We start from the raw sequence: 16603 nt of genomic DNA on the forward strand, positions 1-16603 counted from the left end.
GCGAAGGAATCTTAATACGTGGTTCGGACATCATCGATCAACACCCTCTGAGCAGGCCCCGCGCCCGGCGCCGACGATCCGATCGACATGCCGCCGCAAGGAGACGTTGAAGGCGTCCGGCGTCTCCAGCATCACGAAGTGCCCGACGCCCTCGACCAGATCCACCTCTACGCCGCATCGGTGCGCGGCGGCGAGGTTCGTCGGCATCCAGGAGGTCGAGTTGACCAGAACCAGCGGCACGTCGAAACGCTTCGGCACATCCTGCAGATAGGTCAACATCTCGCGGAACGCGGCCGAGACGACCGACGCGCCCACCTGCTCCCGTGTGCGCTCGACCAGTTCGATCAGGTCCTGACGCGCCGTGTCGAGGAACAGCTCCTGCGCCTTCACGGGCCGGTCGACGAACGTCTGCACAAACCGGTCGAGCTGCGCGGCGCCCAGCCGCTTGGCATCGAAGTTGTGCAGCGTGTCCACGCCGATCATGCCCCGGACCGTGGCGCCCAGCAGGGGCGCGGCAGCCAGCATCACGGGCCCGCCCAGCGAATGGCCGATCAGGACGGCGTCGGTGACGCCCGCGCGCTCGACAACGGCGGCCACATCCTGGGCAAATGCCTCGACGGACCACTTCGGCCGGTCCTTTCCCGACCGGCCGTGCCCGGCGAGGTCCAGGGTGATCACGGTGTGGTCCTTCTCGAAGTACGGGACCTGCCGATCCCAGTAAGACGCGTCACATCCCAGCCCGTGGATGAACACCAGCGCCGTGGGGCCACTGCCCCGGACCTCGTAGTGGATGGAGTTGCCGTCGACCGACCGCGCCTCGGAGCGCCCGGCGAAGGCCGATCCGGGCGCGCGCGTGGACACGGAGGCCGGCACGGCCGCGCGTGCGGAGGCCGACGCGGTCGGCGTGGCGGTCGCGGTCACCGGCTTGCGCGCGATGATCCCCACGTGCTCCATGTCGGGGGCGGGAGCTCCGTAGGACTCCCGGTCCACTCCCACAGTGCCGAAGAACCCCGCCCGCTCCACGACGAAGCCGACAGCCTCACATTCCCTGCGGAAGACATCCGGGTCGACGGCGTTGATCAGACGCGGCCCGCCGACGACGTGCGCCGGGTCGAAGTGCGCGGCGACATCCTCGATGTAGCCGGGCCAGGGGTCACCGGCGCGCTTGCGCTCCTCGTACTCCCATGCCTTGGAGGCCCAGTACCCGAAGTAGGGCGAGTCCGTGCTGAGGAACACCTTCCCGCCCGGCGTCAGCCAGCGGAACATCTTGCGCAGCATCAGCCGGACGTCCTCGGGCTTGAGGAAGTGCATCACCCGGCTGGCGTGCACGGCCGTGAAACGTTCGTCCTCGAAGTCGACGTCGGGCAGGGTGCCCCGGCGCAGAATCAGCCGCGCCCTGCTTTCGTCGTTGACGCGCTGTTCGAGGATGTCCAGGTGCTTCTTCTCCATGTCGAGGGCGACGACCCGCGCTCCCCGCTCCAGCGCGGCGATGCTGGCGACGCCGTAGGCACAGCCCATGTCCAGCACCTCGCCACCGCGCTCGCCCGCGAAGTCGGCGAAGTCCGAGGAGTACGGGATCAGGTACTCGACCATCACCCCGGTGCGGTTCAGGGTCGCGACCATGCCACCGAAGTCGATGTCGGCCGCCGCCTTGAGGTCCTCCAGAACGTCGTGCTCCCGTGTCACCAGGACCGGCGCCCGGGACGGCAGCGACCCCTGAGATGCCGGAGCCGCCAGCGGAGTCAGGGACACCGTCCGCCGTTCGTCACCGCCGGGCGAGCGGGCGTCGAGCCGGTGCGGGACGTCCGCCAAATCGGCGAGTACGACGGGCTTGTGCGGCTGCGGCTGCGGCTCCGCGGCGGGACTCGGCGCCACGGCCGCCACAGCAGCCGTGGCTGTGGCTGTGGTCCGGGTGGGCCCGTCGGCACCCGCCCAGTAGCGGTTCCGGGCGAACGGGTACCCGGGCAGCCGCAGCCGCGTGGGACGGCGTCCGGCGGACCGGTCGTCCGGACTCGGGAGGGCGTTGCCCTCGACGTAACGCTGGGCCAGTTCGACGAGCGCCTCGCGCCGTCGCGCCGGGTCGAGCCCGGCATCCCTCGCGCCTTCGAGGCAAGCCGCGATGCGCTCGGCGTCCGTCCCACGGGCGGTGAAGTCGCGCGGTACGGCGCCCTCGAAGTACGACGGGTCCGGTCGGCCGGGCGACGAGCCGCGCCTGCCGGTCCAGAGCGCGACGGCCTCGTCGAGGGAGCCCACGACGACCGCGCGGCGGTGGCGGAAGTGATGGCGCCCCGTGAGCAGCGTGGCGCTGAGCTGCGGCAGATCGGCGTCGCTCAGAGAGCCGCTCGCGATCCGGGCGAGCAGTCCGTCCACGAGCCGGTCCAGGGCCGCCTCGGTCTTGGCCGAGACCGGCAGCAGGTGGTACGGCTGCGCCGGGGCGGGAGCCGAACGTGCGCCGACGTACTCGCGCACGACCACATGGGCGTTGGTGCCGCTCATGCCGAAAGCGCTGACCGCGCCGGTCCGGGGCCTGCCCAGCGGCGGCGTCGGCCACTCCTTGGTCGACTTGTTGACGTAAAAGGGGCTGCGGTCCCAGTCGATGTACTCGTTGTCACGGTCGCAGTGCAGGCTGGCCGGGATCGTGCCGTGACGCAGCGCCTCGGACAGGCAGATGAGGCCGACCAGGCCGGAGGCGGCGAAAGTGTGGCCGATGTTGGTCTTCGTCGAGGTGAGGGCGCAGAACCCGCGCTTGTCGGTGTGCGGGCGGAACGACTCGCGCAGGGCGTTGACCTCGACCGGGTCCCCCAGCTTCGTCCCGGTTCCATGGGTGACGATGTAGCCCAGGTCCTCCGGGTCGATGCCGCCCCGCGCGAAGACGGTCTCCAGCAGCTCGCGCTGGGCCTCTCCGGCGGGCGCGGTGATGCTGTTGGTCCTGCCGTCGTAGTTGATGCCGCCGGCCACGATCACGCTGTGGACGGGGTCGCCGTTCGCCTCCGCCCGGTCGAGCGGCCGCAGCACCAGTGCGGTCACCGCCTCGCCGGGCACCATCCCGTCGGCGCTCTGGTCGAAGGTGGCGCAGCGGCCTTGCGCCGACAGCATGCCCGCCTGATCCATCGCCGCCAGCGACTGCGGGGTGAGGACGAAGTTGGCGGCGGCGACGACGGCGATGTCGCACTCGCCCTGGCGCAGGCTCGTACACGCCTGGTGCAGTGCCACCAGGCCCGACGAGCAGGACGTGTTGATGGCGAGTACGGGACCCTTGAGATCGAGGAAGTACGACAGCCGCGCGGCCAGCACGCCGTCGTGGTTGGAGGTCATGTTGCCCTCGTCCTTGACCAACAGGCGGTAGTCCCCCTGCTCGACGCCGACGAACACGCCGACGCGGCGGCCCTTCAGTTCCTCGGCGCCCAGGGCGGCGTCCTCCAGTGCCTTCCAGCACTCCTGGAGAAGGTGCCGCTGGCGCGGGTCGATCGCGCGGGCCTCCTTGGGCGCGATCTCGAAGAAGGCCGGGTCGAACTCGTCCGCCCAGTCGATGCCGCCCATCCAGCGGTAGCGGTCCGTCGCCTCCTCGCCCTCGCCCTCGGGCGAAGCGGGTCCGAAGCGCACCGGCGGCACCTCGGTGACCAGGTCCTTGCCCTCGGTGAGAGCGTTCCAGAAGTCGTCGACGGAGCGGCAGCCGGGAAAGATGCCGCTCATCCCGATGACGGCGATCGGAGCATCGCCTGCGACCGGCTCCGGCCCCGGTACCGGCTTCGGCTCCTGTCGTTCTTCGGCCGCCGTCGGGACGGCGTCCGGGACGCTCGCGGAGGGTCCTGCCCCGGGCGCTACAGGGGAGGCCGGGTCGTGGGCGGGAAGCGCCACCACCGCGGGCTGTTCGGCCAGGTAGCCGCTCAGAAGCCTCATGCTCGGGTGGTCGTACAGGACCGTGGGAAGCAGCCGTACGCCGAAGTGCTCCGAGAGCCGGTGGGCGAGCTGCGTGAGGCGGATCGAGTCCAGCCCGAGGTCGGCGAAGTTGCTCCCGTCGTCGAGCTTCTCCACGGGCGCCTTCAGGACGTGCGCCACGATGTCGCGGACCGCGGCCGCCAGTTCTGCTCGGCGCCGGTCCCGCGTGTCCACGGTCTCCCGCGGAACGGCCGGCTGCTGTCGCACGGGCCCCACCGTCCGCGCGACGGCCCGGTCGACAAGCGACCGTGCCTGCGCGGAGGTGGCGTGCAGTACGAGCGGCGCCGCCGGAGCCGCCGAGAGCAGCCGCTCGAAGAGGGCGAGTCCGGCGTCGGTTGCCAGCGGCAGCTGACCGCTGGTGTGCAGATACGCCGTGACGAAGTCCGGGTCCGTGTGGTGACCGGGGTGCCGCTGTGCGGCGGCGCCCATCCCGCCTTCCTCCCACAGGGGCCATTCGATGCTGAGGGTCCGGTACGGGGACCGCTGCTCGCCCAGGGCGCGTGCGTACGCCGCCTGGAAGCGGTTGGCCACCGCGTAGTCGCAGCTGCCGAAGTCGCCCAGGGTCGCGGAACTCGACGAGAAGTGACAGACGAACTGCACCGCGCGGCCGCCCGGCGCGCGACCGAGCGCCCGCTCCAGGGCGAGCGTCCCGCGCACCTTCGCCGCGAGGACCTTCTCGAACGACTCCCGTGTCTTGTCGGTCAGCGGCACCGCCTGCGCCGTACCGGCGGCGTGGACGACGCCGTCGATCGCGCGCACTGCGGGCGGCAGGGCGCCGAGCAGCTCAACGAGAGCGTCCTCGTCGGTGACGTCGGCGCGGCGGCACACGACCTCGCCGCCGAGCCGGCGCAGGCTCGCGGCCCATTCCTCGTCGGACGACCCCAGGGGCGAGCGGCCGAGCAGCACGAGATTGGCGCGGTAGGCCCGGGCCAGGTGCTCCGCGAGGCGTCGGCCGAGACCGCCGAAGGCGCCGGTGACCAGGTAGGTGCCGCCCTCGCGCAGGGCGGCCGGCCCGCGCGACGCGGCGAACGGTGCGGGGATGTCGACGCCCACGACCCGGCAGACGTGGCGTCGGCCTGCCCGGTACAGGGCGCTGGCCTTGCGTTCCTGGCGCTGCTCGACGAGCAGCAGCTCGGCCCAGCGCTCGGTGGCGGCGGCGCCGTCATGCAGGACGACGCGCAGCGCGGTGCCGGGCAGGATCCCGGACAGCGAACGCTCGTACCCGATGAGTGCGTCCAGGGCGGCCTGCTCCACGGCGCCGCGGAAGTGACCGGCCACGAGGACGTCGGTAACGTTCAGGTCAGCTGCGGCCAGGGCGCGTACCAGGGCGCCGACGTCGGTCAGTTCGCGCAGCGCCGACGTGGCGTCCTCGTGCTCGGTCGGCCACAGATAGTGGATGGCGGCGATCGGCCCGTGCGCCTCGGCGATCGCGCCGAGCGCCCGCTGCCAGTCCGGCTCGACACGGCGGTCCAGGCCGTAGACGGAGGGCGAAACCGCCGGGGCGCTCGCCCGCTCGTCGGCGATCTGCTCGACGAAGACCATCCTGGCGCCCGGTACACGCTCGCGCGTCGCGCGCCGGTAGGACTCCTGTGCTGTCCGGTCCGACAGGAAGACCACGACGACCTGCCCGGCGGACGTGTCGTCCCCCGCGTGCGGGTCGTCCCGAACCGCCTCGGGCTCCCGGGCCTCCCAGCGCTCCTCGAAGAAGCGTGGCGCGCAGGATTCCTCGGAATCGGGCGCGACGTGGGCGGCCGGCGCGTCGGTCGGCGCTGTGTCGGTCTCTTCGGACAGCCAGAAGTACTCCTCGCTGAAGGGGTACGCCGGCAGGCTGACGCGGTGTGGTCGCGGGCCTTCGGCGTACAGGAGGTTCCATTCGACCGATTCACCCGACTCCCACAGCCGCGCCACCTTGTCGAGCCTGCGCTCGGCCAGCCACTGCCCGACCAGGCTCCGCCGGTCCTCGTCGTCGAGCAGGGACGACGGCGCGGCGGGGCGGGCGGGCGGGTCGGTACGGTCCGCGAAGTCCCGCAACTCGGCCATCAGTTCGGACACAGTGTGGACGACGAAGGCCGTCCGCTCGGGCAGTGCGGTACGGCCGACCTGGAGGGTGAAGGCGATGTCGGCGAGACGGCGTGCGCTCGGCCTGGCGGTGACCTCCTCCTCGGCCAGCCGGTGCGCGAGATCGCGGGCGTAGCGCCGCAGGTTCTCGGGGGTCCTGGCCGACAGCGTCACGAGCTGGGGCCCGGCGAAGACCACGTCCTGGCCGCCGCGGGACGGCGCCTCTTCCAGGATCGCGTGCACGTTGGTGCCGCCGATGCCGAAGGAGCTCACGGCGGCGCGCAGCGGTTCGGCCGAGGGCGCCAGCTTCGTGAGCCGGTCCACGACGTAGAAGGGCGAGCGTGCGAAGTCGATCTGAGGGTTGGGCGCTTCAATGTTGATGGTCGGCGGCACTGTGCGGTGGCCGACCACGAGGGCGGACTTGACGAGGCCGACGAGGCCCGCGGCGGCGTCGAGATGACCGAGGTTCGACTTCACCGAGCCGATGCCGCAGAAGCCGGTCGCGTCGGTGTGCCGCCGGTACGCCTCCGACACCGCCATGACCTCGATCGGGTCGCCGATCACTGTGCCGGTGCCGTGGGCCTCCAGGTACTTGATCGACTCGGGGTGCACGCCGGAGCGTTCGAGGACCGAGGCGACCAGTTCCGACTGCCCAGCGACGCTCGGGGCGTAGTAACCCGCCTTCCGCGCACCGTCGTTGTTCATTCCCACTCCGCGCACCAGCGCGTAGACGTGGTCGCCGTCGCGGACGGCGGACAGGGCGTCCTTGAGGAGGACGACCACGGCGCCCTCGCCGCCGATCATGCCGGTGGCCTCCGCGGCGAAGGGCTTGCAGTGTCCGTCGGAGGACAGTGTCATGCCCTCCTCGTACAGATGGCCGACGGCGTTCTCGCCGTACATGCCGCACCCGCCGGCCAGCGCGTGAGTGGTTTGCCCGGACCGGATGCTCTGGCACGCCAGTGCGAGCCCGGCCAATGAGGAGGAGCAGTTGCTGTGGACGTACAGGCTGGGGCCGCGCAGTCCGAGCTTGTGCGAAACGGTCGTCGGGATGGTGCCGGGCTGTGCCTGCAGGAAGCCGACCAGGGCCTCCGAGTCGCGCCGGGTGTCGCGGCCCGTGACGGGTGCCTGGTAGAGAGCGTTGGTGGTGGACATGTACACCGCCGCGTCGGCGATGTCCCCGGGCAGGTAGGCGGCGTCCTCGATCGCCTTCCACGAGTGCTGGAGCAGCTGGCGCAGCTGGGGGTCCATCAGTTCGGCGTCGCGCGCCGAGATCTGGAAGAAGGCGGGGTCGAAGAAACCCTTGCCCCGCATGCTCGCACGCACCGGCACATGGGCCGGGTCGTGGATCAATCGCTCGTCGACACCGAGACGGCGCAGTTCGTCCGCCGGGCAGAGTTCCACGCTCTCCTCGCCCGCGAGGAGGTTCTGCCAGAACTGATGGTGGTCGTCGGCTCCGGGAAGCCCGACGGATACGCCGATGACGGCGACGCTGTCGGCGAGGTAGCCGGGCAGTTCGCCGTGGGCCGGGGCGGGGACGGTCGTGCCGGTGGCCATCGGCCGCGAGTCCGGGCCCGGGGACCGCTCCGAGACCGGGACCATGGTCGGGCCCCCGGCCCGGTCCGGCTCCGGAGACCGGTCTCCCTCCGGCTCCGTGCTCAGCAGGGTGCGCAGATGGGCTCCCGTGCCCTGTGCGTGCACGCAGCGGAAGACGTCGGCCGCCGTGAACGGCACGCCGAACCGCTTGGCGACGCGGCCGGCGAGGACCACCGCCGACACGGAGCTGCCGCCGGCCTCCAGGAAGGCGTCCGTGGGCCGGAGGTTGTCGATGCCCAGTACCTCACGCCACAGTGCGACCACGTCGCTCTCCTCCGGCGCCGCCGCGGCGACGGCGCGGGTCGGTTCCTCGGGCAGCGAGACCGGCCGCCGAGCCAGCGTCAGCCGGTCCACCTTGCCGTTGGGGGTCTGCGGAAGCCGGTCGATCGGCAGGACGAAAGCCGGAACCATGTAGTCCGGCAGGCTGCGGCCCAGATACCCGAGCAGTTCCCGGTCTGCCGGCCGGGCGGCGCCCGGGGCCCGGGTCCAGTACGCGACCAGCTGGGCGCCTCCGGTCATCGCTCCCGTCCTGGCGACGACGGCGCACTCGCGCACAGCCGGGTGCCTGGCCAGGACGTGCTCGATCTCGCCGGGTTCGACGCGGAAGCCACGGATCTTCACCTGGGAGTCCATCCGGCCCAGGCACTCGATCGTGCCGTCGTCGCGCCAGCGGGCCAGGTCGCCGGTCCGGTACAGGGTGTCACCGGGCGCGAACGGGTTGGCGGGGAAGCGCTCGGCGGTGAGTTCCGGCTTGTTGAGGTAGCCGAGGGCGAGGCCGTCGCCCGCTATGCACAGCTCACCCGGCACGCCGACGGGGGCGATCCGGTCCTGTCCGTCCACGATGTGGATGCGGGTGTTGTCGATGGGGCGGCCGATGGTGACGCACTTGTCCGCCTCGATCCGCGCCACGGTGGACCACACCGTCGTCTCGGTGGGCCCGAACAGGTTCCAGACCTCGCAGCCGAGCGCGACGAGCCGTTCCTTGAGCGTCTCGGACAGCGCTTCGCCGCCGCACAGCACCCGGACGCCTTCGTCGTTGGTCCATCCCGAGTGCAGGAGCATCGTCCAGGTCGCAGGCGTCGCCTGCATCACGGTCGGCCGGACGCGGGCGATCAGCGCCGAGAGCCGCTCGGCGTCGCGGGCGGTGGCCGCGTCGCTCAGGTGGCACTGCGCGCCGGTGATCAACGGCAGGTACAGCTCGAGAGCGGCGATGTCGAAGCTGTGCGTCGTCACCGCCAGGATCCGGTCGTCCGCCCGCATGCCCGGCCGTTCGGCCATCGCGCACAGGAAGTTGGTCAGCGCCCGGTGCGGCACCACCACCCCCTTGGGATCACCGGTGCTGCCCGAGGTGTAGATGACGTACGCCGGGTCGGCGCCGGTGGCGCGGGGGCCGGTGCGCTCGTCCGCGCGGGCCGCCCCGCTGTCGTGCGTGTCCTCGGGGCCGGTCTCATCGACCAGAAGCACCCGGCGGGTGGCCGGGCCGCCCGAGTCCAGGCCCCGCAGCTGCTCGCGCAGCGCCGACTCGCTGAGGACCACCTGGGGCGCCGCGTCATCGAGGATGTACGCGATCCGGTCACGGGGGTACGTGGGGTCGAGCGGGATGTACGCGCCGCCCGCCCGCATCGTCGCCAACAGCGCGACGACCAGTTCGGGCGAGCGCTCCAGGTACACGGCGACCAGGCTGCCGGGGCCGACGCCGAGGCCGCGCAGCCGGGCCGCGAGCAGCCGTGATCGCTCGTCGAGTTGTGCGTACGTGACCGAGTCGGGGCCGCTGACCAGCGCGATCGCGTCCGGTGTGCGGGCTGCCCGCTCGGCGAACAGCTCATGTGCGCGGCGCTCCGGCCGGGTCACCGCGGTGTCGTTCCACTCCACCGTGAGGGTGTGCAGTTCCTCCGTCGACACCAGCGAGCAGTCGTCGACGGGCCGGTGGGGCGCGGCGGCCGGGACGGTCTCCAGGAGATGGACGTACTGGCGCAGTATCCGGTCGGCCGTCTCCCCGTCGAACAGGACCGGGTCGTACTTCAAGGTGACGGCGAAACCGTCGTCGGCGCCGTCCGGCTCGACGATCTCCAGGACGAGTTCGTACTCGCCCTCCTGGTGGATGCCCTCGACGTAGGTGAAGGAGTCGGTGTCCACCGTGACGTCCTCGTGCCAGTCCTGGTACATGAAGGCGTGGCTGAAGACCGGCGCGGAGCCGACCGTGGAGCCGAGGCCGAGCTCGCGGACGAGCGACCCGAACGGGTAGGTGTGGGCGATGCCGGTGAAGAGCGTCTTCTGGACGTCCTTGCATAGGTCGGCGAAAAGCTGCTGGCCGGCCAGCCGGCTCCTGATCGGCACCATGGTGACGAAGTAGCCGACGGTGCCGCGGAATCGCTCATCGGGACGGGTGCTCACCGGCATGCCGACGGTGATGTCGTCCTGCCGGGTGTACTGGCGCAGCAGCACGTTGTACGCCGTGAGGAATGCCGCCGAGGGGTAAACACCCTGGTCGCGGGCGAACTCGGCGATCCGGTCACTGAGTCGCGCCGACAGGATCCTGGTCGCGGAGGCGCCGTGCGTGCCCCGGCCGGGCGTGGAGCGGGGCCGGTCGGCCGGGAACGCGGGGGCGGGCATCACTCCGGCCAGTTGCTCCTGCCAGTACGCGAGGCGAGCCGCGCCCTCGTCGCCGCGCATGAGGGCCGCTTCCTCGGCGACGAACTCGGCGTATCCGGCGCCCCGTCGCGGGCTCTCGGACACCGGGCCCCGGCCCCCGGCCCGGTAGTCGGCGAGCAGATCCTTGACCAGGACGACGGCGGACGCGCCGTCGAGGACGAGGTGATGTGCGGTCAGAAGCACCCACGACTCACCGCCCCCGGTGTGGAACACGCTGAGCCTGCACAGCGGCCCCAGATCCAGGTCGAACGGCTCCTTGGCGTGCTCGCGCAGCAGCGCGGACATCTCGTCCCGGTCGAGCGCGGGCAGTGTCCGCTCGGTGAAGGCGGGCCGTGGGTCGGCCGGCCGCGCCAGCAGCAGCCGGCCGTCCTCCTCCTGGACGACGCCGCCCAGCAACGGGTGGCGAGCGGCCATGCGCCGGAAGGAGCGGCGCAGCGCGTCGGTGTCGAGCCCGGTCGCGCGAAAGCAGAGCGGCACGTTGTACGCGCTCGTGTGGGGCGCGGCCTTCTGCAGGGCCCACAGGCCCTGTTGGCCCTCGGACAGAGGGTGGGGCTCGAATGTCTCGTCGGGCTCGGGAACGTGCCCGGCGGCGTGCGCGCGAGGAGTGTCACCGAGGTGGGCGGCCAACTGGTCGATGGTCGTGTACTCGAAGAGCGACGCCGACTGGAACGCCGGGTCGAGTTCACGCTGGATGCGCCGGGCGATGTGGACGAGGGCCATCGACGACACTCCAAGGGCCGGGAAGTCCTCGTCGGTCCGTACGTCCTGGGGCCGGGCGTCCAGTTGCTCGGCGCACGCGCGCAGAAGCCAGTCGCGGGCGCCGGGCGCCGCCGGCTCGGGGGGCGCCTGCTCCGGCACCTGCTCCCGGAGGGGCTGCCGTGGGGCACTATGTGCCTGCGCGGGGAGCGGCTTTTCGTCCTCGTACCAGTACTGCCTCTTCGCGAAGGGGTAGGTCGGGAGACTGAGGCGACGGGGCGGACGGTCGCCGTACAGCTCGCGCCAGGGGACGCTCGCACCGGTCAGCCACAGCCGCGCCAGTGCACGGTGGTCGCCTGCCGCCACGCCTGCCGCGATGCCGGACTCCGCTCCTGCGCTCGCGCGCCGCGGCGGCACCGCGTCGCCGAGGTCGACGTACTCCTCGGCGAATGCGCCGCCTGTGCCGTGCAGGTCCGTCAGCATGCCGGCGAGCTCCGCCGGCGTCCGTGCCACGAGCGCGAGCCGCACGGGCAGCTCGTCGCGGCCCGTCTGGAGGGTGTACGCGAGGTCGCGCAGCGCTACCGGGCGCCCGGCGCGGGTGGCGTCCTCCAGGAAACCGGCAAGTCGCCGGGTCGCGGTGTGCAGCTGCTCGGGGGTGCGCGCCGACAGCGGCACCAAGCAGCTTTCGTCGGTCGGCTGTTCGAACGGCCGGCCCGCGACGTCCTCTTCCATGTATTCCTCGATGATCAGATGTGCGTTCGATCCGCCCGCGCCGAAGCACGAGATCCCCGCGCGCCTCGGCAGGGGGTGTCCGGCGTCGTCCGTCGGCGCCCAGGGGGCGATCTCCCGCTGGACGAAGAACGGCGACTGCCTGAAGACGATGCCGGTGTTGAGTTCCTCGGCGTTGATCGAGGGTGCGAGCCGGCGGTGGCGCAGTTGCATGAGGACCTTGGTCAGCCCGGCGATGCCGGAGGCGCTCTCACAGTGACCCAGGTTGGACTTGAGCGACCCGACCGCGCAGTACTGACCGCGGCGCTCGGTGCCGAAAGCCCGGCTCAGCGCCGAGAGCTCGATCGAATCGCCGAGGAGCGTCGCCGTGCCGTGCGCCTCGACATAGCTGATCGAGCCGGGTGTGACGCCGGCCCTCTCCAGCGCCCGTACGACCACATCGCGCTGCGCCGTCATGCTCGGCATGCTGTAGCGGCTGGTGCGGCCGCCGGAATTGACCGCACTACCCTTGATCACGCCATAAATGTGGTCTCCGTCCGCCACCGCGTCCCTCAGCGGCCGCAGCACCACGGCCCCGACGCCCTCCGCCGCGAGGAACCCGTCGGCGTGGTCGGAGAACGGACGGCACCGGTCGCCGGACGAGAGCAGTCCGTGCTCCTCCAGGACGCCGAAGTGGTCCTGGTTCAGCAGCAGATTGACGCCGCCGGCGACGGCGCAGTCGCTGTCGCCGCTGATGAGACTCTGCACGGCCAGGTGCACGGCCGTCAGCGAGGAGGAGCACGCCGTGTCGATGGCGATGCTCGGCCCCTGGAAGTCGAAGAGGTACGAGGCGCGGTTGGCGATCGACGAGTGGGCGGTGCGCCCGTTGTACGTCGCGTTCATGACGCCCACGAACACACCCACGCGGCCGCGCGCCGCCAGGGCTCCGGGGGTGTGGCCCGCGTCCTGCACGGCACTGTGCACCGTCTCGATGAAGAGCCGCTCCTGCGGGTCCATGGCCGCGGCTTCACGCTCGGAGATCCCGAAGTGGTCCGCGTCGAAGGAGGAGACGTCCGACAGGAAACCGCCCCAGGGGCGCTCCTCACCCTCCCAGCGGCACCACCAGCGGTCGGCCGGGTAGGGAGCGGTGGCGCTCTCACCGCGGGCCACGTTCTCCCACAGCTGCTCGGGGTTGTCCGCGCCCGGGTACCGCCCGCCCAGTCCGACGACGGCGATGTCCTGGACACGGCTCGTGGCGTCTCTCGGGGTGTACGTCGGAGTGTGACTCGTGGCGGGCGTTGCGGCGTCGCCCGTGGTGTGCGCCGGTTCCGGGGCCCGCCGGGGCGCCTCCGCCGGAGCCGGACGTGCGCCGGCGTGCTCCTCGGCCGCCGCGGGCGGGGCCTCGTCGGCGTTCCCCCGTACCGGCCCTTCCGCCGACCCTTCGGCCAGCACTTCGGCCAGTCGGCCGGGGTGGGCCGCCGTGAGGTGCTCGACCGCGTCCCGGATCGTGGGGCAGTCGAAGAACAGCGTGCTGCTCAGGTCCTCGAAGTCGTGGCCCAGCATGTTGTGGAGCTGGATCACGAGGATCGAGTCGAGCCCCAGATCGAACAGGTTGGCGTCCTCGGCGAGCTCCCCGGGCGCCAGCTTCAGAGTTCCGGCGACCAGTCGGGTGAGGTACACCGTGGCGCGCTCGGCGAGCGGCGTGCCACCGCCGCCGGTGTCGGCGTTCCGTCGCGGCGCCTGTACCCGGTCGAACAGCTTCCGCAGCTCCGGTCGGCGCTCCGCCAGGAAGTGTCCGACCAGCTTGTCGAGGGTGTTCAGCTCGAAGAAGAGCGTGCTGCTGACATCCTCGAAGTCCCTGGCGACAGAGGCGTTCATGCCGGAGACCAGGATGGAGTCCAGCCCGTAGTCGTGCAGGTCCTTGTGCGGGTCGATGTCCTCGTCCGTGAGGTGCAGCGCCTCGCGCACCAGCCGCTCGAAGTAGGCGGTGGTGTGCGCGCGCAGCTCGGCGCCGGAGTCCACACGGATCTCGGCCGCGGCAGCAGGACGCCGCGGGGCGGCGAGCCCTCCGGACCTGTGCTGCGTGCGGAACAGACCGTCGCTCTCGGCCACGATGAGCTGCTGGCCGAGAGCATGGGCCTCGGTGTCCGGCTGGGCGCCCGTGCGGAACCCCTCGTCCTCCAGAACCTCCAACCAGCGGTCGGCCGCCAGTACGGGGCTCCCCGGGATGCGCAGCTCGGCGTCCCGGTACAGCCACCAGCCGTCCAGCAGTCCGAACGTCAGATGGGCCAGGACGGTGTTGCGGCTCATCTCGTTGACGAACAGCAGGCCGCCCCCGCGCATGGCCGCCTTGACGTTGCGCAGGGTGCGGGAGATGTCGGCGGTGGCGTGCAGCACATTGGTGGCCACGACGATGTCGAAGGCGCCCAGGTCCACGCCCTGCTGCTCGGGCGGGTGCTCCGCGTTGAAGATCTTGGTCGTGAGGTACGGGTACCGGGGGCGCAGCCGCTCCTCGGCGCGGAACAGGAACGCCTTGGACAGGTCGGTGTAGCAGTACTCGGCGATGCGGTCACCGAACGGTTCGAGTGCCTCCAGCACCTTGGCGCTCGTCGCACCGGTGCCGGCGCCCACCTCCAGGATGCGCAGCCGTCGCTGCGGATCGGCGTGGCCCCAGCCGCGCACGGCGTCGGCCACCAGCAGGCTCAACCGGTCGTTGAAGTAGTCGGCGACGGGGTCGCCACGGTAGATGCCCTCGACCCGTGACATGGAGGAGCCGGGGAACAGGATCTCGGTGGCCTGCCGGGCTCCGGTGAGGACCTCCGCCAGGGTCAGCAGGCACGACTCGACCAGGTCGGCCTGCGCCCGCTGGGACGCGTTCGGCTGCCAGCCGTCGCGCTCGGCGTGCCACTGCCTCCACAGGTCGTCGCGCTCCAGACCGAGCCCGGCCGGTCCCACGCCGGGCCGGCCGTCCGCGTACTCCAGGAGCCCGGCGTCCACGAGCACCCGGACGCTCTCCTCGGTCCATCGGGTGTACTTGGCGAGTACCTGCTGGTCCGGGCCGTCCGGCCCGCCGCTCGGGTGTTCCGGGCCCGCCGAGCTCCCTGGGCGTCCGAGGCCCAGGTCCCGGAGCGTCACGAGGAGCAGCTGCGTGGCCAGTTCGCACATGCGCGGGTGCGGCAGGAAGCGGTGCAGCCGCTCCACCTCGTCACGCGGCGCGCGAGGGGACGCCACGATGTCGTTCCGTACGGAGGGCAGGACGGCCGGATGGCTGTCCTGCCGCTCGTCGAGCGCGAGGCCCCGCAGCGCCTCGTCGCCGAAGGTCCGCATCAGCACGATCCGGCCGTGTGCACCGGCGAGGAAGGATTCCAGGGCGTGCAACGCCTCGTCCGGATCGAGCGAGTCGACCCCGGCGGCTGCCATCCGATCGCGGTAGAAGGGGTCGCTGACCACTCCGGCCACCCCCCAGTAGCCCCAGTGAACGGCCTTGGCCACGGGCAGTCCTCGCTGCTGAAGCACGTGCGCCAGTGCGTCCTTAAAGGTGCAACCGGCCGCGTAGTTCGACTGGCCCGCCGCCCGTACGAAGCTCTCGACCGAGGAGAAGAACAGGACGAAGTCCATGTGCTCGGCGGCGAACACCTCGGCGATGTTGACGCCGACGTCGACCTTCGAGGTGAGTGCGGCGCGGAACCCCTTCTCGTCCATGTGCGCCAGCGTCTTGTCGGCCAGAACGATCGCGGAGTGCACCACACCGTCGATGCGCGGGTGGTGTTCCTTGATCCGCCGGTAGGCGGTCAGCAGGCTCCGGCGATCGCTCGCGTCCGCCGGGACGTACCGAGGGGCGTCGGCGCCGACGGCGCGGGCCCGTTCGGCGAGGTCGGTGAGCTTGCGCTCGATCCTCTCGTTCAGCGGCTGCCGGCCGACCCACACGATCGTCGCCCCGTACTGCTCCACCATGAAGCGGCTCCACAGTTCACCGATGCCACCCGCACCCCCGACGACAACGTAGACGCCGTGTCGGCGGTACGGGCCGGGGGCCGGCTCCAGGTTCGCCACCGGCAGCAGTTCCTGCGAGAACCAGCGGCCGCCGCGCAGAGCCACCGTGGTGCCGGGCCGCACACCGCTCAGGCGCCGCTCCTCGCCGAGCAGTGCGCCGACCGCCCCGCCGGCGGGCTCATGGGGCAGATCGACCGGGCTGATCGTCCAGCGGGTGTGCTCCTTGGCCAGACTGCCCAGCAGCCCGTGCACGCTCGCGTGCGTCGCGGCGACGCGGTCCCGCTCGCGGACGAGCTGGGTGCCGAAGGTGTACGCCGTCCAGGCGAGTTCGCGGGTGCCGTGCCCCAGCGAGAGCAGCGCCTTGACGATCCGGAAGACCTCGATCACGCCGCGCTCCTGGCCGCGGATCATGTCACCGGGCTCGTCGGGGCCTTCGGCGGGGGCGACCCAGACGACCTGCGCGATGCGGCCGGTGGCCGAGGTGGTGCGTATCAGCTCGGCGACCTCCTGGACCGTCGCGCCCTGCGGGAGTGCGATCGACCGGTGCCCGGGGTGGAGCGTCTCCAACTCCGCGTGCAGCCGGCGCCCGGAGTCGAAGACGAGCACCTCGCCGGTCGCGGGGGCAGGCCGAAGCCGCTCCTCGTCCGGATGCCTCGGCTCCCATACGGGCAGCAGGGTGCGCAGCTTCGAAGCGCGTGGCAGACGGTGTCCGGGTCCGGACGACGCTTCGAGCTCCCGGTACGCCAGTCCGCGCAGCGTGGCGCAGACGCCGCCCTGTTCGTCGACGAGGTCGACGTCGAGCACCCGGCCCGAGCCGCCGGCCCGCTGCCCCGCTGCCGCACGCACCCATGCGTACATCGTCTCGCCGAAGGGAGCGTGGACATCCAGTCGGTCGAGCGCGAACGGGACCGGAGTCCCTTCGCCCCCGGCGGGGGACGTCCGCGACGCGCTACCGGCGGTGTCC

Annotated in this window: 1 protein-coding gene (only partly in view); it reads right to left on the minus strand. The window is 71.7% G+C overall.

Annotated features, from left to right (window positions below; translation table 11 throughout):
* Window positions 1-30 precede the first annotated feature (30 nt).
* Window positions 31-16603, minus strand: partial view of a non-ribosomal peptide synthetase gene (locus QMK30_RS01240; RefSeq protein WP_283515199.1) — the 3' portion only. Its footprint extends 5936 nt past the window's final position; only the last 16573 of its 22509 coding nucleotides appear in the window; the start codon falls outside the window, past its right edge; it ends in the stop codon at window positions 31-33.

Source organism: Streptomyces sp. H27-C3 (genome assembly GCF_030063415.1).
In the GTDB taxonomy this organism is placed as follows: Bacteria; Actinomycetota; Actinomycetes; order Streptomycetales; family Streptomycetaceae; genus Streptomyces.